Source organism: Porifericola rhodea (genome assembly GCF_030506305.1).
GTDB classification, from domain to species: Bacteria; Bacteroidota; Bacteroidia; order Cytophagales; family Cyclobacteriaceae; genus Catalinimonas; species Catalinimonas rhodea.
The window spans coordinates 473,888-494,715 of the sequence record NZ_CP119421.1 but is presented as its reverse complement, the minus strand read 5'-3'; the positions used below and the strand labels follow the sequence as shown (position 1 = coordinate 494,715).

General features: G+C 41.6%; 12 protein-coding genes. 10 read left to right on the top strand and 2 right to left on the bottom strand.

Annotated elements, in window-relative coordinates:
- The first annotated feature begins 78 nt into the window (after window positions 1-78).
- The 10 genes from PZB74_RS02225 (at window position 79) to PZB74_RS02180 (ending at window position 18,846) form a co-directional block, all read left to right on the top strand.
- Entirely contained in the window at window positions 79-2,790 is a 2,712-nt protein-coding gene (locus tag PZB74_RS02225; RefSeq protein WP_302240384.1) for a TonB-dependent receptor, read from the top strand.
- A gap of 118 nt (window positions 2,791-2,908) precedes the next feature.
- Complete coding sequence (locus PZB74_RS02220) at window positions 2,909-4,504, top strand: calcineurin-like phosphoesterase C-terminal domain-containing protein (protein WP_302240383.1); 1,596 nt, start codon at window positions 2,909-2,911, stop codon at window positions 4,502-4,504.
- A 2-nt stretch (window positions 4,505-4,506) separates the two neighbouring features.
- Window positions 4,507-5,589, top strand: a complete 1,083-nt coding sequence (locus PZB74_RS02215) for an alkaline phosphatase D family protein (protein WP_302240381.1) — start codon at window positions 4,507-4,509, stop codon at window positions 5,587-5,589.
- A gap of 309 nt (window positions 5,590-5,898) precedes the next feature.
- Window positions 5,899-6,843 carry a glycosyltransferase gene (locus PZB74_RS02210; RefSeq protein WP_302240380.1) on the top strand — a complete coding sequence of 315 codons (945 nt, stop codon included), beginning with the start codon at window positions 5,899-5,901 and terminating at the stop codon, window positions 6,841-6,843.
- Window positions 6,844-6,908: 65 nt separating this feature from the next.
- Window positions 6,909-8,525: a hypothetical protein gene (locus PZB74_RS02205; protein WP_302240379.1), complete on the top strand. Its 1,617-nt coding sequence runs from the start codon at window positions 6,909-6,911 to the stop codon at window positions 8,523-8,525.
- Between the two features lie 242 nt (window positions 8,526-8,767).
- Complete coding sequence (locus PZB74_RS02200; protein WP_302240378.1) at window positions 8,768-11,800, top strand: PD-(D/E)XK nuclease family protein; 3,033 nt, start codon at window positions 8,768-8,770, stop codon at window positions 11,798-11,800.
- 139 nt (window positions 11,801-11,939) lie between these two features.
- On the top strand, window positions 11,940-13,118 hold the full coding sequence (locus tag PZB74_RS02195) for a T9SS type B sorting domain-containing protein (RefSeq protein ID WP_302240376.1): 1,179 nt from the start codon (window positions 11,940-11,942) through the stop codon (window positions 13,116-13,118).
- A 41-nt stretch (window positions 13,119-13,159) separates the two neighbouring features.
- Window positions 13,160-14,194 (top strand): PorP/SprF family type IX secretion system membrane protein, encoded by a 1,035-nt coding sequence (locus PZB74_RS02190; protein ID WP_302240374.1) that lies wholly within the window; start codon window positions 13,160-13,162, stop codon window positions 14,192-14,194.
- Between the two features lie 18 nt (window positions 14,195-14,212).
- The gene (locus tag PZB74_RS02185; RefSeq protein ID WP_302240372.1) at window positions 14,213-16,663 is read left to right on the top strand and encodes an OmpA family protein; all 2,451 of its coding nucleotides are present in this window, start codon (window positions 14,213-14,215) and stop codon (window positions 16,661-16,663) included.
- Window positions 16,664-16,722: 59 nt separating this feature from the next.
- On the top strand, window positions 16,723-18,846 hold the full coding sequence (locus PZB74_RS02180) for a phage tail-like protein (protein WP_302240371.1): 2,124 nt from the start codon (window positions 16,723-16,725) through the stop codon (window positions 18,844-18,846).
- A 1-nt stretch (window position 18,847) separates the two neighbouring features.
- Here PZB74_RS02180 and PZB74_RS02175 read toward each other — a convergent pair whose 3' ends face one another.
- Window positions 18,848-19,462, bottom strand: a complete 615-nt coding sequence (locus tag PZB74_RS02175) for a hypothetical protein (protein ID WP_302240370.1) — start codon at window positions 19,460-19,462, stop codon at window positions 18,848-18,850.
- Between the two features lie 37 nt (window positions 19,463-19,499).
- The gene (locus PZB74_RS02170; protein ID WP_302240369.1) at window positions 19,500-20,783 is read right to left on the bottom strand and encodes a dipeptidase; all 1,284 of its coding nucleotides are present in this window, start codon (window positions 20,781-20,783) and stop codon (window positions 19,500-19,502) included.
- Window positions 20,784-20,828: the final 45 nt, after the last annotated feature.

The following is a 20,828-nucleotide window of genomic DNA, read 5'->3' as shown; positions in this document are numbered from 1 at the left end:
GATAAAAAGTAAAAGGCTTTACCTTAAGGGATTGATGTTGAACTTTGCGAATATATCTTAAAAACATACCCTTAAGTTATGAGAAGAATTTTACACATCATTTGTGGGCTACTATTTGTGTCCTTCCAGGCAGCAGCTCAAACGGGTGCCGTCAAAGGAGTTATCCTTGATGAGAATACTCAAGAAGTGCTGATAGGCGCCAATGTAATGTTAGAAGGTACTACTACCGGTACGGTATCTGACATTGAAGGTAATTTTATGCTTTCTGGCATTCCTAGTGGAGCACAAACGCTTACAATTACTTATTTAGGCTACGAGACAATTAGCCTGCCAGTTAATATTAAGGCAAATCAGACGACTAATGTTGGTTCTGTAACTTTAGGCGAAGGCGCAGTAGGCCTGGAAGAGATTGAGGTAATCGCTTCTGTAGCCATAGACAGAAAAACTCCAGTAGCTGTTTCTACAATCAAAGGAAGAGAAATAGAGCAAAAAATTGGTAACCAGGAGTTTCCTGAAATCCTACGTTCTACTCCTTCTGTTTATGTAACCAAGCAGGGTGGTGGTTTTGGTGATGCCAGAATCAACGTTCGCGGATTTGACCAGCGTAATGTCGCTGTGATGATCAATGGTATTCCGGTAAACGATATGGAAAATGGCTGGGTATACTGGTCAAACTGGGCTGGCTTGTCTGATGTAACTAGCAGTATACAGGTACAACGTGGTTTAAGTGCTTCTAAATTAGCTGTTTCTTCAGTTGGAGGTACAATCAACATCATTACTAATGCTGCTGAAATGAAAAAAGGTGGTGCTGTATCTGTAGGTGTTGGTAACGATGGCTACCAGAAGTACGGTCTTGTACTGTCTACCGGATTAGGTGATAACGGTTGGGCATTTACTTTACAAGGTACACATACCCAGGGAGACGGATATGCTGATGGTACACAGTTTAACGGATGGTCATACTTCGCATCGCTGGCCAAGCAGTTCAACAGTCAGCATGCGCTTAACTTTACAGTGCTGGGCGCCCCTCAGTGGCACCATCAGAGAGAATACGGAAGCTACGATGGTGTAACCATACAAACCATTGAAGAAAGAGGTATCAAGTACAATCCACAGTGGGGTAATCTTGATGGGGAAGAGTTCTCTTGGAGAAAAAACTTCTACCACAAGCCTAAAGCTTTTCTAAACCACTACTGGACAATCTCTGACAAAACTGAATTGGCAACTTCTGCTTACGTTTCTTTGGGTAGAGGTGGTGGAACAGGCGACCTCGGACAAATTAATGGAAGCTACAGAACATCTAGCAGGTTCAGAAATGATCAGGGTATTGTTCGCTGGGAAGATATCAGAAGCTGGAATCAGGGTGGTTCAGTTGCCGATTTTGGTGATGACCGTCTGCCTTGGTCTGGTCCTGGTGTAGAAACATTTGATGCTAACTACAGCGGTCCGTTTGCAGGTCAGAATGTAGCGGAGTCTTACAGAAATGGTTTTATCAGAAGAGCTTCTATGAACGAGCACAACTGGTACGGTATACTTTCTAACCTGACTCACGAAATAAACGAAAGCCTTACTTTGGTAGCTGGTATTGATGCTCGTTACTACAAAGGACTGCACTACCGTAGGTTAGAAGACCTACTGGGACTTGATGCTTATTATGATGATGATAACATCAACAATCCTGAGCATTATGTAACTGACGAAGGCAGAGCTGATGGTAACGAAATAGATTACTACAACGATGGTTTGGTAAACTGGCTGGGTGCATTTGCTCAGTTAGAGTATAGCGTAGGTGACCTTACCGTCTTTGGTTCTGGTTCATTTTCTAACCAGGGATATAAAAGAATTGACTACTTCCTGTATGAAGATAGCGATCCTGCACAAGAGTCTGATTGGGAGAACTTCCTGGGAGGTACTGTTAAAGCAGGTGCTAACTACAATATCAACGATCAGCACAATGTATTTGTAAATGGTGGTTACTTCTCTCAGCAACCCATCTTTGACAATGTGTTCATCAACTACTCTAATGAGGTAGACGAAGATGTGGAAAACCAGGACGTATATGCTATTGAGGTAGGTTATGGTTTTAGAAGCGCATACCTTAGTGCTAACTTAAACGCGTACAGTACTCAATGGTCTAATCGTCAGATTAGCCGTGGCGTATCGGTTGACGGCGCAGATGGTACCGCTAATTTTAGCAACATCAGCCAGCTTCACCAGGGTATAGAGTTAGACCTTACTGCATCACCTGTTGAGCGTTTGAACATTACTGCCATGGCATCTTTAGGTAACTGGAGATATACTGATAACTTTAATGCTGAAATATTTGATAACGACCGTCAGCCTTTGGGAACGGAGACATTGTTTATGGAAGATGTTAAAATTCCTGATGCTGCTCAGACTACCTTAAATCTGGGTGCCAATTACGAAGCTTTTGAAGGCTTCCGCGTTTATGCTTCTTACTACTATGCAGATCGTATTTATGCTGACTTTGACATAGCAACAGACGATTCGTTCGCAGAAGAAGGCAATCAGGCGTGGCAGCTACCTTCATATAGCCTGCTGGATGGTGGTTTGTCGTACCAGTTTAATGTAAGCGGACTGGATCTTACCGTAAACTTAAATGTTAACAATATTCTGGACGAAGAGTATATGGCTGAGTCTGAATCTAACGTTCTTTACGACCCTGCCAGAGAAGGAGATATGCAAGTGGGAGACAACGGAAGTATTTTTAACAGAGTATACTACGGATTTGGTAGAACCTGGAATGCAGGTCTTAAAGTTAGGTTCTAGTATTTGAACATGGGCCGCAAGGCTTTAACATAAACTTCATATAAGAAAGAGACCCAAGCTGGGTCTCTTTTTTTATTTTGCGCCTACTTAATCAGACCTAACCTTAAGCTAACACATCATGAAATCTTTATTTCTATCCCTCAGCATTCTTTGCTGTTTTTCGTTTGCTCAGGCGCAGCAGCAAGCGAATGGTGTCGTCTACCTGGACCAGAACGAAAATGGTAAAAAAGACAGAAAAGAAAAGGGCATTGCCGGTGTATCAGTATCAAACGGTAGAGATGTAGTTCTTACCAATGAAAAAGGTGCCTACACTATTCCGGTAGATAACGACGATATCATCTTTGTAATTAAGCCCAGTAAGTATGAGCTTCCGGTAAATGAGCTCAATTTGCCTCAATATTACTATATTCATAAACCGGAAGGTTCTCCAAAGCTAAAGTTTGAAGGTGTAGCGCCAACTGGCAAACTGCCTAAATCAGTAGATTTTGCATTGCTACCTTCCCAGGTAGAAGACAATTTTACTGCACTTTTTTTTGGAGATCCACAGCCTTATACGGAGCAGGAAGTTGACTTTTTTGACAGAGCAGTAGTAGAAGAAGTAGCTGGCATAGAAGGAATACCTTTTGGGCTAAGCCTGGGAGATTTGGTAGGAGACAACCTGGATCTGTTCAAACCCTATAATAAGGCAATCAGCCGTGTGGGTATTCCCTGGTGGAACGTATATGGTAACCACGATATGAACTTTGATGTGGAAGCTGATACCCTGGCAGATGAGACCTTTGAGGCAACTTACGGACCTGCTAACTACGCATTTAACTATGGCAAAGTACACTTTGTAGTGCTGGATGATGTCATGTATCCAGACCCTCGCGATGGTAAAGGGTATTGGGGTGGCTTTCGTGAAGATATGTTTACCTTTCTGGAAAATGACCTAAAGCAAGTTCCTAAAGATCATCTGATTGTACTTTCTGTACATATTCCTTTGTTTGACCCTGAAGGTGGCGATACCTTTAAAGACGAAGATAGAGAGAGACTGTTTGAGCTTTTGGCAGATTACCCTAACACTTTATCTCTTTCAGCCCATACCCACCTGCAAAGGCATGATTTTTTTACTAAAGAAGATGGCTGGAAAAGAGATAAGCCTCACCACCATTATAATGTAGGTACTACTTCTGGCGACTGGTATTCTGGCACGCTGGATGAAAATGGTATTCCGCTGTCTACTATGAGAGACGGTACACCCAAAGGTTATGCCTTTATAACTTTTAAGGGGAATCAGTATGAACTGGACTACAAAGTGGTAGGAGAAGATAAAGACTACAGAATGCGTATATTCGCTCCTAAAGTGCTGGCGCAGAATAAGCGTACATCGGCTGGTATTTATGCTAACTTTTTTCAGGGGAGCGAAAATGCGGAGTTACGCTATAAGGTAGACAATGGTGAGTGGCAGGATATGTATTATACGATAGATGTGGATCCCTCTTTTTTAGGCCTACTGCATGAGTGGGACTATACAGAAAACTTGTTGCCAGGCCGTAGGCCTTCCAATGCGGTAGAATCCAGACATTTGTGGAGGGCCCGCATACCTACAGACCTTGCAGAAGGTGAGCATACCATAGAAGTAGAAGCTACCGATATGTTTGGAAGAAAATTTACTCAAACGCACACTTATAAAATAGCTAAGCCTGAAGGGCTCGAAGAATCAGAAGAATAATAATGACAAAAACTATTAGAACCATAGCTGCTGCATGCGTATGCCTGAGCTTTATCCTGAGTTGTAACTCTGGCAATAAAGAAAATATGGATGAGCTACTTAAAAAAAGCTTAACCAGTGAGGAGGCTGCAGAAATCAAACAAGATCAGGTGCTTACCACTATTGCATTTGGTTCGTGCAACAAGCAGGATGCTCCTCAACCTTTGTGGGAGCCTATACTAGCTAACAAACCAGACTTATGGCTATGGCTGGGGGATAATATTTATGGCGATACCCATGACATGCAGGAGATGAAAGCCATGTATCTACAGCAAAAGTACCAGACAGATTACCAAAAACTGTATAAAAGTATACCAGTTTTGGGTATTTGGGATGACCACGACTATGGCATTAACGATGGAGGTAAAAATTTTAGCAAGAAAAGAGAAAGTCAGGATTTGATGTTTGATTTTCTGGATGCGCCTCAAGATTTACCTGAAAGAAAAACAGAGGGTACTTACCAATCCTATACGATTGGTCCTGAAGGAAAGCAGGTTAAATTTATATTACTGGATACTCGCTATTTTCGCGATACTCTAACAGATAGTAGTGTGCCAGGAAAAAGATATGAGGTAGATCCTGAGGGAGACATGCTGGGCGAAGCACAGTGGCAATGGCTGGAAAATGAGCTAAGCGAGAGTACTGCTCAACTTCATATTATTGCTAGTAGTATTCAGGTAATTGCTGAAGACCATGGCTTTGAAAAATGGGCTAACTTTTCCAGCTCTCGTGAACGCTTGTTCCAACTGATAACCAGTACACAGGCTGAAGGGGTAATTTTTCTCAGTGGAGATAGGCATATAGGAGAAATCTCCAAAATCAATATTGCAGGTGTTCCCTATCCAGTATACGATATAACTTCCAGTGGATTAACTCATGCCTATGAGGCAGCCGATGAAGAAAACCGTCATCGTGAAGGAGAGTTGGTGGCTACACTTAATTTTGGCGTGCTTAAAATTAAATGGGAACCTAACTTACAAGTGACGGCCAGCATTAGAGGTAAAGAGAATCAGGTATACCAACAAGCTGAGCTACAATTTCCATGAAATAACACAGAAGTAAAAGTACAATAGCACAAGTGTAAAGCTACTTTGGTTCTAACCAGAGTAGCTTTTTTTTAGGTACTTACCATAAGTTACAGAGTAAGATTTCCTATGCAAACCGTGAAAAATATATGATCAGGTCAATACCTCGGATATAAATTATTTTTAAATTATGTAACTAAACTCTATAGACATAGGGTGTGATTTTATATAAGCAGTATATGTAGCTTTTTTATGATATAATTAATGTGTTTAATTAAAAAAATTACATTAATTATTTTAATAGTAAAAAATACTTTTTAATTTCATGTTATGGATAACCACTACGCTATTATTGCCCCTTGCTTTAACGAAAATGAGATAATCATTCAGTTTTTGCACTCATTGGAAGATACGCTACAGAATCTTCCTTACCACTTTACTGTGGTAGTGGTTAATGACTGCTCTACTGATAATACAGCAGATTTGCTGGCTAAATTTAGTTTTGGAGCCAAAAACATGAATCTTGACCCTATATCGTTAAGAGTGAATTTAGGCCATCAGGGAGCCATTTATCAGGGCTTGCTTTACGCTAAAAGTCTGGATGTAGAAAAGTTTATAGTAATGGACTCAGATGGTGAAGATGATCCGCATGCTATACTAAGCTTATTAGTACATCGTGAGGCTGATGTTGTACATGTAGTAAGAGGAAAGCGTAATGAAGGTTTATTTTTTAAAGTAGCCTACTTTTTTTATAAAGCCATCTTTAAAGCCATAACCCATCGGGACATGAATTTTGGCAACTTCTGCATGATCAACCGTAGGGTACTGGAGGCAGCTACTCACTCTTCATTTATTCATTTTGCTGCTTTCCTCTCCAAAGTACGAGGTAGTCATGACTATATCACATTTGACCGCCTCAAAAGACTTGGAGGGCAATCTAAAATGAAGACTACCGGCTTGGTCTACCATGCTTTTAAATCACTTACAGAATATGCGGAAGACCTGCTTATGTTGTTTCTTAAGCTATTTATTGTGCTAACTACTGCGTTTGTAGGGTTGATAGGCTATATCTTTTACCAAAAATTGTTTACAGATAATGCTATCCTTGGCTGGGCAAGTACCATGTCAGTTGGCTTGTTTAATACGGCACTAATCTCTATCGGCTTTTACGTGATTGGTATTATTCTGCTGAATATTTCGCATTACCGAAATACAACTTTGCGCGAACCTTTATACGATAAGCTAGCACATCGTTTTGAGCATCATTACAAATAAGCTCAATTAACAAAACAACCTGCTCCACTTGGTAAGAATATGTGTTTTTTCAAAGGTTGAAATATATGATTAACAAAGAGAGTAAATTATCATTTAACTCTGTTTTTGACCTCGTCTATGACTATGCTGCCAAAAACGGTTTTAAGCTCATTATAGGTTTTGCCCTACTGGTGTTTGTATCTACCTTTCTGCTGCGTTTGTCTTTGGTTTTTACTTATATAGCAGATATGGGTGGCGTGGAAAGTAATGTTATTTACAGTATTCAAAGGTTAATAGCAGGCTACCCTTTATATGTTGATCCTTCAGTAGCTCCATATTCTATAACCCAGTATACACCAATCTACTATTACATTATGCTGGGGTTAGCGAAGCTTGTTCAGCTGGATGCTGATCAAGTAGAAGGAGTATATATATTGAGCCGTTCATTTTCACTCTTATGTAACCTGGGTTTTGCCTATTTTTCGGCACTTATCACTGTAAACATTTTCAAAGGAAACAGGTGGATGGGAGTGCTGGTATTTGTTTTTGCCTTTGTCTTTCTGGATGAAGAGAGCTACTCACGGCCCGATAGTCTCTATAACCTAATGCTGATGGCTACTGTGTATTTGACCTTGAAATTCTTAGCCAAAGAAGAAAATGTAAGCATTAAAGAGAGATATCTTATTGGTGCATCACTACTATCGGTGCTAACTATATATGTAAAGCAGTCAGGTATATTTATGCCGGTGCTCATAGTGTTCTTTTTGTTATTTTACTGCCAGAATGTTCGCTGGACTTTACTTTCTCTTATTACCATGGGAGTTTCGTTTATGGCTTTGCTCTTCCTTTTTGCAGGAAATAACCTAGCTGCTTTTTATGAGAATGTGGTACAAGGGGTAAACAACGGCACCAGTGTGAGGTGGTTTATTGAAAGGATATTGATAGAGCATTTTCAGAAAGAGCGCTTCATTAATATTATTGGCTTTTCTCTCGGAGTTTATTGGTTAGTCAAAGGTAAAGAGCATACCCTCAGGTTTTTGGGGCTTGCTATGTTAGGAGCTTTTTTATTTGGAATTATCACCGGGTTTAAAATTGGAGCGGCACCAAATTATTTTACAGAGTTTATTGCGCTTACTGTGGTAGCTACGCTGGTTTTTGTGCAAAAATACGATCGCCTGATAGCTAACAAAAACGCGCTTTACCATGCACCACCGTTTAATTTTAAGATCCTTTTTTATTTTGTACTGGTTGTGATGACATTATTACCCAGGTTTGTCGGAAAAATAGATACTAAAGTTATAAAGGCACAACAGTTTGTGTTAGGTGAAGAAGGCTATCAGAAAAACAAAGAAATAGCAGACTACTTATATAATACAGAAAAGTTAATGCCAGAAGACAAGGTGTTTATTACCACCCACGTACACGACTATTTGAACAAGTTTTTGTATAAGAATACTATTTTTCCGCAGAAAGAGATCGTGTACCGAAACCCTGAAGGGGTATACAACTATGAAACCTACTTTGAGGGTTTGCAGGATGGAGGAGTTAAATATATCATTGCCAGCATAAAAGAGAATAATGTGATGGATATTGATGGCAAAGCAGCTATTAACGAAGACTTTCTTAATGCAGATTACTCTAATTATACCGCTATCAAAGAGATGAATGGTTATGTAATCTTCAAGCATAACAGAGCTTTCTAAAGTATTATACATCTACAGCCCCTTAGCCTGTTTTGATTTCGCATCAGAGCAGGCTTTTTTATGGTAAGGGGATAATATTTTTTTGTGGTATAGTTTGCTATAAGCTGGTAAATATATTTACACTTCTTAAGCTTGTGCATTTTGCCTGCCCCTTACTAGCATGTACATTTGTTGCTATACAATTAAGCTACAGCTTGTGCGTATTGATAAGCAATAGATAAGCATACTTTGAAAAAGAAATTATGAGTAATTTCCTTCAGTCAGTGGTGGATAAAGTGGTAAAAGAGTTTTCTGGAGACCTCCATCATGTGAGTATTATATTTCCGAACCGAAGAGCGGGCTTATTCTTTAAAGAGCGATTAGCTAAGTCTATCAAAAAGCCAAAACTACTGCCTCAGGTAACAACACTGGAAGATTTTGCTTCGCGAATGACAAGTCTGGTGTTGGCCGATAGGCTCAGCCTGGTATATCAGCTATATGAAGTATTTCGTCGTTACGATCCGCACATTGAAAGCTTTGACCGCTTTTATTTCTGGGGGGAAATCCTACTTGCGGACTTTAGCGAACTAGATATGGCGATGGTAAATGCTGCCGACCTCTTCTCTAACCTTAAAGACTTGAAATCTATAGAAGCGGGGTACGATTATCTGTCAGATGAGCAGAAAGAAATAATCTCCAGGTTCTGGGAAAGTTTTACTTACGATACAGAAAATGACTCGGTAAGTGGCTCACAGGAAGAGTTTTTGAGGTTCTGGAACAAATTATTGCCGGTATATCACGATTTTAGAACAGAACTACTCGGTCAAAACCTGGCGTACGATGGACTGCTTTATAGAAAAATTGCTGAAGATCTCAGGCAATCAACATCTGAGACAGGTAGCAAAAAGTATGTTTTTGTAGGCCTGAACGCTCTTAAAAACGCTGAACTAAGTATTGTGAGCCAGCTTGTAAAGCGGGGAGAAGCCATTGCTTATTGGGATACAGATCAATACTATTTGCACAATGAGGTACAGGAAGCGGGTATGTTCTTGAGAAAATATCAGCGTTTAGCTACTCTAAAAGATACCTTCAGTGAAAAAGTACCAGATCATTTTCATACAGGAACTAAGCGACGTATTCAAATACATGGTGTGCCACTTGAGGTAGGGCAAGCCAAAAAGGTAGGGGAATATTTGCAGGAATTGAGTCAAACCAAGGGGTTTGACCCTGAGCGTTGCGTAGTAGTTCTTGCCGATGAACATTTATTATTTCCTGTGTTACATGCGCTACCGCAGTCCCTTAGCAAGGTGAATGTGACTATGGGCTACCCTTTAAGGAACACCTCACTATACAGTTTTGTGGAGCACCTCCTGAGTCTCCAACTGGAGAAAAAGAAAGAAGGAGAAAGTTACCTCTATCATTTTGAAAGTCTCCTGGCACTGCTTCGCCATCCCTATATCAAGCACCATGGTGCAGCAAAGGCAGAGCAGAACATACTGCAAATCAAAAAAAGCAATGCAGTCTATGTAAGTAGTAGCGAACTCATAGGAGAAGATGATTTCTTTAAAAAACTGCTGGCGCCCGTAAAAGATGTGCCTGATCTTTTTAACTACTTACAGCTTTGGAGTACTTTAATTCATCAGTTACTACTCAATGATGAAGCAGAACTTACTAATACGGTAGAGTCAGAGGCAGGTCAGGTAGAAGTGGCTGAGCCTAATAGCGAGCAGGAAGAGGCAGCTACAGTAGATGTGCCTATGCTGGAGCAGGAACTGCTTTACCATTTTTACATACACCTCAACAGAATCAAATCGCTGACTCAGGAGAGGCAATTTGACTTTGAACTGCCTGCCTTTATCAAATTGTTACGCCAGATTTTTCAGTCGCTTAGGGTCCCCTTTACCGGAGAGCCTCTTCGTGGCTTGCAAATTATGGGTATGCTAGAAACCAGAAATCTGGATTTTGAACATGTTTTTATTCTATCTATGAATGAAGGCATTATGCCCGCACCGGATAGCCAGAACTCCTTTATTCCCTCAAACCTTAAAAAAGGCTTTGGGTTGTTTGGGCAGGACCAGCAGGATGCCTTCTATGCTCATGCGTTTTTCCGCCTGCTACACCATGCCAAAAATGTTCATCTCTTTTACAATACAGAAGATACATCCAGGCTAAAAGGAGAGATGAGCCGGTTTCTGTATCAGATATATTATGAGTCGGCATTGGCTAAGGATGGCACCCTACATTTTCCAGACGCTCTGGGCGATTATACTATCCAGCGTGATTTTTTAAGCATGCAGCTTGCCCCAACAGCCATACAGTCCATCAGTATACAAAAGACAGAAGAGGTATGGAAGTCGCTTTCACGTTACCAAAAAAACAATCAGTCTGGTATGTCTGCTGGCATGTTAACGCCCTCTGCACTTAATTCCTATCTGGACTGCCGCCTTAAATTTTACTATCAGTATGTAGCCAGGCTACACGAAGCTGATGAGGTAGAAGAAGAGCTGGATGCTAAAGTCTTTGGTAACATTCTGCACAAAACAATGGAAGTTCTCTACAAAAATTTTGTGGAGCATAAAGGCAGCAATAGGGTAGAGGCTGAAGACTGCTTGCAACTAAAGTCCAGAATGCTGGATACTGCTATACTTAAGGGGTTTGAAGAACACTACAAGCAGGAAAATAAGGAAGGCTTTACTTTTGAAGGAAGAAATATCATAGCTCGCGAAATAGTAAGGAAGATGGCAAAGCAGATTCTTGACCTGGATAGTCGTTATGCGCCTTTTGAAATTATAAGTCTGGAGGTAAGAGGTAAAGAGGGGTATTATGCCAGCCAGGAGTTTGATGTTAATGGCGAGCATGTATGTGTGCCTCTTAAAGGAATTATTGACCGGGTAGACCATAAAGAAGGAGTAGTAAGGGTACTGGACTACAAAACCGGGCGGGATGAGCGTAGCATAGCAGATATTCCATCTCTCTTTGATAGAGAGCATACCTCGCGTAATAAAGCGGCTATGCAAGCTCTGTTTTATGCCTGGCTTTACGACGAAAATCATAATGCCACAGACAAACAAATTGTACCCGGGCTCATTAATGCCAGCGAACTTTTTAGCCAGGACTTTGACCCTCACCTCAAAATTGATAAGCATGAAGTAAATAATTTTGCAAATTATCGGGATGACTTTCTGGAAGGACTTAAAGGTTTGCTGCAAGAAATATTCAATAAAGATGTTCCTTTTGATCAAACTACCGACCAGAAAAAATGTGGTTTTTGCCCTTATGCTAATATTTGTTACTAGTTGAGGTGTAATTTTCCACACATTTTTAGTAAAATACATTCGTATTCCTATACCGAACAGTAATAATGGTTTTTAAAGTAAAAATTGTACTATTCGTGTATGTATTGCGCAGAGCGACTTTATTTGATCAGATCTGACTATGAGAATGTGCTGTGTATTTTTTACGCTATGGTGTGTCACCTTAGGCCAGTCGCTTAAGGCACAGAGCTTATATGTTAGCGATGGTCAGCAAATCTACTTAGGAGAGCAAAGCGTACTTACCGTAAATGGTGCTTTTGAGAGCCAGGGAACTACAACTAATAGGGGTACGATATATGCCAGAGGAGACTGGACTCATGCAGGAACGTATAATGAAGAAATGGGTACTATAAACTTTGCCCATAGCACCTCTCAGGATATTCATCATTACAACCAAAGTATTTATCATTTAGCACTAAGCGGTAGGGGCGACAAAATATTGCAGTCAGACCTGGCTATCTCTTCTATTTTAAGTCTGGAAAGTGGAATCTTGAAAAACTCAGAAAGTACAAGGCTTATTTTTAATGCAGACATTCAAATTAATGGTGGCAGTGATTCTTCTTACATAGAAGGAATGGTGATTAATCAGGGAACGGGTGACAAACTATTTCCTTTAGGGGCAAATGGGCAGTACCTTCCTTTTAGTTTGCTGGAAGTAACAGGTACTAATCCGGTACTGGGCGTACAATTGCAGGAGCCGCATCCTGCACCTGAAGCGCTTAGTGGGCTGGAGGCTGTTTCTTCTGCCAGATATTGGATGCTCACGCCTCTGTCCGGTACTTATGAAGGTGCCACACCCAGCATAAGCATAGGAGAAGAGCCTGACTTTAGCTCATTTACCGGCCTGGTAGTAGCTGCTGCGAACAGCTTATCGGATACATATATCAGCCTGGGCAATGCGGAAATCAACGGTACTTTTGGAAATGGGCGGTTAGTAGCCCAGGAAAGCAGTACCTTGCAGCTTTTCTCTCTAGGCCTTAGTTCTGCATTCTCAGAGCGTGGACAGGTGTTAGTGCCTAATGCTTTTGCGCCGAACTCTCCATTGGAAGATGATCGTACACTTTCTATTTTCGCAGTAAACCTGGAGCCTGACGATTTTGTATTTAGGATTTACAACCGCTGGGGAAAATTGATATATGAAACCTACTCGCTGAGCGAGGCACTGGATAGTGGCTGGAACGGTATTAACCAAGAGACCAATCAGCCCGCACAGTTTGGTGTATATACCTACTACCTGAGTGGGAAATTTAGTAATAATGAGCCTCTTACCCAAAAAGGCACTCTGACCCTGTTTCGTTAATTATGAGGTTGAAGCTTTCCTACATATCATCAATAAGATGGATGGCTACCTTAAGCCTCTGCACGCTCTTTTGCGAGATTAATGTACAGGCGCAGGAAGTACGCTTCTCCCAGTACCAAACCATACCTTTATTGGTAAATCCTGCTTTTGCCGGCACACAGTCAGATTATGCTTTACACCTCAACTACAGAGTGCAATCGGTAGGGTTGCTGGCTTATAAGACAGGCTACTTCTCCTTTACGATGCCTCTGTATGATAAAGCACAGGAACCACGACATGTAGGCGGGCTTTCTGTAGGAGCTATCAACGATATGGCTGGTGAGGCTGGTGAGATTAAGACGAATGGGCTAAATATTTCCGGAGCTTATAGTATTCTTTTTGACCGCTTCGGGGTACAATCTTTAACTTTTGGCCTTCAGGGAGAATATATGCTTACCAGTATAGATTTTGGAACCCTAAACTGGCCTTCTCAAGTAACCTATTATGGCTTTGACCCCGGAAGGCAGCCCACTGATGTGTTAGAAGGTAGAAACAGTTTTGTACGTTTTAATGCCGGCTTAATCTGGTCTTATAATCCGGCTAACAACCAGCTGAAAAATGATCAGGGGCCACGTTTCTTTCTGGGCTTTGCTACCTCAAACCTAAACTCTCCTCAACAAAGCTTTTTGCAGAACGATAGCTATAGCCTTCCTCTTCTGTATAAGTTACATGGTGGCTCCCAGATTCAGCTAAACCAAAGAGTAAGCCTGGCTCCCGACTTTATTGTAATGACACAAAACGAGCTTTACCAGTTTACACTGGGTACTTTGCTTAATTATGAGAAAGAAGTAAAGGTTACAAACAACCCTAGCCTGACTAAGCTAAACTTCTTTGCCGGAAGCTGGTACCGTTCTACTGATGCATTGGTGCTTTTGGTGGGAGCTTCAAACCGACGTTTCAATGCTGCTTTTAGTTATGATGTTAACACAGTGCCCGCAAAAGCAGGAATAGATGGCCAGGGAGCCGTTGAACTTTCTTTGTCGTTAAAGTTCTTGAAGGAAAAGGAGCTGAGAAAGATATCATCCCCACTTTTTTGAAAAGCTCAAAGTATGAGAATGCCACATCCTTACATAGCTAAGCTTCAAAAAAGCATCGGAGTCCTGGTGGTAAGTTTCTTCGCTATCCTTTCCGTACCAGTACAAGGGCAGAGTGTCAGTCAGGCAGATCGATATTACGAAGCTCAGCAGTACTATCGTGCGGCAATAGCCTATCAGAAAGTGCTGAAAGCTGATAGCCTGCATTATCGGGCTGCTTACCAATTGGCAGAAAGTTACCGCAATCTGTTCTCTTATGCTAAAGCTGCTAAATACTACGCTAAAGTGGTAAAAGAGGCTTCCGCTAATTTTCCTCTGGCAACGTATTACTATGCACAGACGCTAAACTATCAGCAAAAGTATGAGGAAGCATTGTACTGGTATGAGCAATTTCTTAATAATCCGAAAGAAGTAAATACCCAATACATTGTACAAGCTAAAAAAGAAGAGGCTGGTTGTGTTCAGGCACTGATCGCACAGCAAAGTGCTGAACGTCAGAACTTACTTACTCAGCTTAGAGAGCCAATCAATTCTAGCTTTCAGGATTTTGCTCCGGCGATATACCTTCACGATTCTTCCTTACTTATTAGCTCTACACGACTGGCAGACAAGGGTGAGATAAGCTACAGATCAGGAGAAGGCTTTTCTGATCAGTACGTATGGCAATTGGATAGCACCGGATGGAAAGACCTCACATCCGAAGCTCGTTTCCGTCAGTTCAACACTCGGTGGTCAGATGCGAGCGGATCTTTCACTGCCGACAAGAAAACTTACTATTTTACTCGCTGCGGCATTAATGCTAATCTTTGCAAAATTTATGTGTCTGAGTGGAAAAACGGAAAGTGGCAGGAAGCACGTCCTTTAGGTGATGCCATCAATTTAAAAGACTCCAACAGTAAGCATCCGGCAGTATCTGCGAGTGGCGATACCTTAATATTTAGCTCTGATCGCAAAGGAGGAAAAGGAGGAGCCGATCTCTGGATGAGCATTAAAAACGAAGCGTCTGGATGGCAGGCAGCCAAAAATCTCGGAAGTTACATCAATACACCTCAAGATGAAATTAGCCCTTTTTATTATGCGAAAGGCGATCTTTTAATTTTTGCTTCCGATGGCTGGCAGGGAATGGGGGGAATGGACTTATACCTTACTAGAATACGTGCTGCGCAGGAGGCTGAACCTACTGCATTAGCTCCTCCATTTAACTCCAGTCAGGATGATTGTTTTCTGGTATTTGGCAATGCCAGGGGCTATCTAGCTAGCAACCGCCTTGGAGATTTTGATATTTACACTTTTACCAAAGCTGCTGATTTTTCTTGGGATCACCTACTTCAGGGAGAGCAGAAAGCCCTAAGTAAAGCAGGAAGCAAGAAGTTAGCTACTTTTGAGGGTATGATAACTGACTATAGCCCTCTGCTGGATGCGGAAGAGCACAACCTGACGGTTATGCGGTCTAGCGGTCAGGATTACCTGAGAAACGGCTCTTCCCGTTTTGTATTAAGCGCAGACGTAAACGATATTCTTCTGGAACAGCTGCGCGATAAACAGTCTCTGCAGCAGGGAGCGGCTGTGCTTACGCAGGCAGTCAACAGTGAAGATACATTGTCTGAAGATAATCTCCTGATCTCTTTTTCTACCTACCAGGTAAGTAATGACGAACAGGTAGAGATTAGTGGAAAGGTGTATCACCGGAACGAAAACAATGTTCCGGCTGCGACCCTCAACCTCTATCTTTTGGATGAACTGGGGAGCATCATAAAAATTACTACCAGTAATGAAGATGGGGAATTTCGCTTTGTCAATCTGGAAGCTTCAACATCTTATCAGATTCGTTATGCCGATGCAGAAAATGATGTGCAGGAGTACCGCATAGAAAATTTAAGAGTTTTTGGTTATGGCGACGACTTTACCACCATACATTTTGAAAATATTTACTTTGATTTCAACCAGTCATATCTAAGAAATGAGGCTAAAGTAGCACTCAACCAACTGGTTGAATTTTATGAACAACACCCTTCCTCAGTTATAGAAATCAATGCTTTTACGGATAGTACCGGTAATGATGTTTACAACCTGCAACTAAGCAGAAACCGGGGGCAGGCAGCATTTGACTATCTGGTAGAAAGAGGAGTAGACCGTTCGGCCCTGGTTTTTAATGCTAAAGGGGTTTCTACGGCTATCGCTTCTTCAAACTCTTTAATAAGCCAGCAGCTTAATCGGCGCATAGAATTTTATGTTATTGGTAAAAACCTGACCTATGAGCCTGAAATAGTAACGCGTATGCTGCGACCTCAGGTTACACTCTACACCTTATCCAACGAAACGGGTATGAGTCTGGAGGAAATCAAAAACCTGAATGGATTAAACAGTAACGATTTGCAAGCCTACAAACCTATTCGTATTTATGAGTGGGCATATGAAAAGGCTCCCACTTTATTTTATCAGATGCAGGTACGCTCAGAAAGTGAACGCTGACTTAGTACGCAAAATATTGAAATAATGCTAAATTGTAGAAGGAGTAATCCGATGATGATATGAGAAACAAATTATTTAACCGTTTATGGCTACTCTCCGCTGTTTATCTTTTGAGCATTCAGCTTGGCCTTACACAAGGCAATGTAGGCATAGGTACTAACCAACCTAATGCAAATGCGGCGCTTCAGATAGTAGCCCCCAATGGCAATCAGGGGCTGCTCATTCCTGGCCTAACCACCTCTCAAAGAACAGACAATGCTTTTACCTCTAACCTAAGTGCTGACGAAAACGGACTTATGGTATTTGATCTGGACCAGAAGACTTTTTATTACTGGATGGACGATCAGTGGCAGCCAATAGTAAGTGGTTCTGTAGCCAACGATCTTATAGGAGGGGCAGGAATAGAAGTACTGGAAAATGGCGAAATAATCAACACCGGGGATGCTGACTCTACAAATGATATTACTACTTCTACGCTTGCAGAAGGTGATCTTGAGGGTACCTTCCCTAACCTTAGCATAGCAGAAGAGGCCGTAAATACCAGCAAAATTGCTAACAATGCTGTCAACTCAGAAAAAATAGCTAATAATAGCATACTTACAGAAGATATAAATTCACCGGGTGCCGGTAAAGTGCTGATTACTACCAGTGGGGGTACCGTGTTTTGGGAAAACCAGACCCTGTTTGAAATTACCTTTTTGCCTACGGGTAGAATCTATGTGGGAGATAACGACAATAAGCCTTCGCCCATTGACGCAAGAGGCGTCGGCAACATACTCGTTGGCAATGGTACCTCAGTATCATCCGTAGCGGTAGGTGGGGACGTAAGCATGAACGGAAGTGGTAACGTACAAATACAGGCTGATGTAATTACTGCTACAGAAATTGCCAGTGGTGCGGTAGGTAGCGACGAAATTATAGACGGACAGGTAAGTACCAACGATTTGGCAAACCTTTCGGTAAACAGTGCTAAAATGGCAGACAATGCAGTAAGCAGTTCTAAACTGGCGGATAATGCAGTAACAACCGTAAAACTGGCTAACAATACAGTTGATGCAACAAAGCTGGCCGATAACTCAGTAACCACTGTAAAAATCCAGGATGAAGCCATTACAAATGCGGATATTAACAATAGCGCCGCTATTGCGGGGAGTAAAATTAATCCAGACTTTGGAGCTCAAAACATACTTACAAGCGGAAACATCAATGCTCAGGCCGCAACTTTTACGGCAAAAGTAACTTCTGATGTTACCACGGCTTCAGACCCTACAAATACTTTAGTAACCAAAGGCTATGTAGATGCCGCTGATGCTCTGGAAGTACCTATAACCCAGCTTTCACCTTTGGCTGACGCAAACATTATAGTAGGCAGTGGGGGTACCAACCAGAGTGTTGCTATTTCTGGTGATGCTACAATAAACACGAGCGGAGTGCTAACCCTAAACAATACTGCTGCCGCGAGAACTAATCTTGGTCTGGGGAGTATGTCTACCCAGAATGACAATAGTGTAGCTATTATTGGAGGTAGTATTAATGCTACTAGTATTGGAAGCAGCACACCTGCGGCAGGTGCTTTTACAACGATAAGTGGTGATGGTAGCTCTATTACTGGCTTAGACGCAGCTAATATTGCTTCTGGTACTCTAAATCAGGATCGCCTTCCGGATGTAGGCGCGGCTGGCTCTTTTGGAGGTAGTGGCAATTACATTGAAAGTATTACTGTAGATGCAAAAGGTAGAGTAACTGCCGTAAGCGAAGATGTGCCACCCAGCGATAAACGCTTAAAAAAGAACATTAACCCCCTCGGCAGTAGTCTGAACAAAGTACTGGACATGCAACCTGCCCAATACGAGTGGAAAGACCCCAAGCGTGAAGGCATCAGCTATGGGCTCATTGCTCAGGAGCTTGCGGAGATTTACCCTCAACTTGTAAAAAAGAGGAGCGATGGCTATTTCGGTATCAATTATATGGAGCTGATACCAGTATTAGTGAAGGCCATACAGGAGCAGCAGCAAGAAATTGACATTCTTAAAAATGCTGGACATTCTACGACTATAGAAAACAAAGAAAATCTTGAGAAAGAGGTAGACCAACTTAAAGCAGAAAATGAACAGTTGCAGGTAGAGATTGAAATGATTAAAAAGGCAATCGGACTTAGTAAAATGAGCAAAGTGGGTAAATAGATTACCATCTGTAGGTAAAACCTCCACTTACAAAATACGGGGCTCCAATAGCTAATTCTCCACCTATTCGCAAATGTTCCGCTAAAGGAAAATCACCGCCTATCAGGATAAGCTGCGGAGCAAAATTTGCGCCCAATGCCAGGTTAATATAGCGGTCAGGGTCAAAGTTTGGATCACCTACTTCGGTATCTGCCGACCAATTGGAAACTCCTAAACGCAAACCAGAATAAAGACTTAGTTTTTTGGTTTTGGTATACCAGTACAAAGCTCTGGCAGAAAAATTCAGACGCGTGAGGGTAGAGCTAAAATCTTCTGTTACGGTTTCTCCATCAGACTCGTACTGATAATCGTCGTAAAATGCACTAATACGCTGATAGCCAAAGCCTGCTCCCAGACTTACCTTTTCGTACATAAAATAGTCATAGTTAAAGTGGAACACCGGCGTTGTACTGATGCGTATATCTTCTACTACATTTACTTCATTTGCCAGCTTGGCAAATACGCCTACCCAACTTAATCCTAACTGCGTCTGAAGCTGGTGTTTTTGTAGATTTTGAGCCTGCCCGAAAGCACTACCGAAAATAAAAAAGGCTATAGCTGTAATTGTTAATCTCATACAGCTATAACCTTTAAAGTATAGGAAAGATTATATTTTAGCTTAATTCTTCTGCAACTTTTTGCACTTCATTCCAGACTCTAAAAACATTTTTATAGCAAATTTTCTCAATTTCTTCTTCGGTATAGCCTCTGCGGAGCAGTTCCGCAATCAGGTTAGGATATTCAGAGGCATCTTTTAGTCCATTGGGGAGTGTGTCACCCACACCATCAAAGTCAGAACCAAAGCCTACATAATCTACACCGGCAAGTTTTACCACATGATCAATATGGTCAGCTACTTTTTTTACTGTAGAGTAAGTAGGGTTTTCCGTCATATATTTTTCAATATAGGCCTGTGCCAGAGAGTCTTCTCGTGCTAAACCATTTTCTTCTAACCACTGGCTGATATGTTGGCCTACTTCTTCGGTCTTTTCTCTGGATCTGTCGTCTATAAAAGTAGAACCAAAATTGATCTGGATGACTCCTCCGTTTTTGGCAAGTGTTTTAATCATTTCATCATCCATGTTACGTTCAAAGCCTGGTACAAACTCTCTGCATGAGGAATGTGAAGCAATGACCGGAGCTTTGGTGATTTTCATTACATCGTAAAAAGTACTATCCGAAATATGAGATACATCTACCATAATCCCCACTTTGTTCATCTCCTGTACTACCTCTTCGCCAAAAGGGCTAAGTCCGTTCCAGACACGAGTAGAGTCATAAGAAGAGTCACATATCTGGTTGACCTTACTATGGGTAAGTGTGATGTAGCGTATGCCGCGATCATAAAAATACTGTACATTGGCCAGGTCATCGCCTAAAGGGGCACCATTTTCCATACCCAATGGCAGAGCAATAAGCCCTTTCTGGAAAGCTGCTTCTACCTCCTGAGGACTGGTAGCTATAGTAAATTTATCTGGATACTTTTCGGTAATGTCTTCTACCATACTTATCAGAGAATCTGCCAGAACCTTTGCGCGGTTTTTCTCACCTTCCAGAAACCTGCCGTACTCATGGTCAAACCTGGATTGATACGAGGCCGGTATGTAAATAGACATGAAAGGTGCATCCAGCCCCCCCTCTTTGGCCTTTACGTAGTCAAAGTCTCCATTAGTTTTAACGGAGGGGTCTACAAACTCACGCTCCAGCCGGAAGTTAGCCACTCGCATACGGTAGGGCAGGTCAATGTGCCCATCTACAATAATATATTCTTTTGCTAAGGCGAGCGCCTTATCCTCAATGCTTTGCTCTGGGTTGCTTTCCTGGGCTCCGCTATTGCAGGAGAGTAGCCCGGCAGACATGAGAATTGTAAGTAGAAATGAGATCTTTGTTAAATTCATAGGTATAGGTAAAGTGTGTAACAAAATAGAAAATAAGCAGCAAAT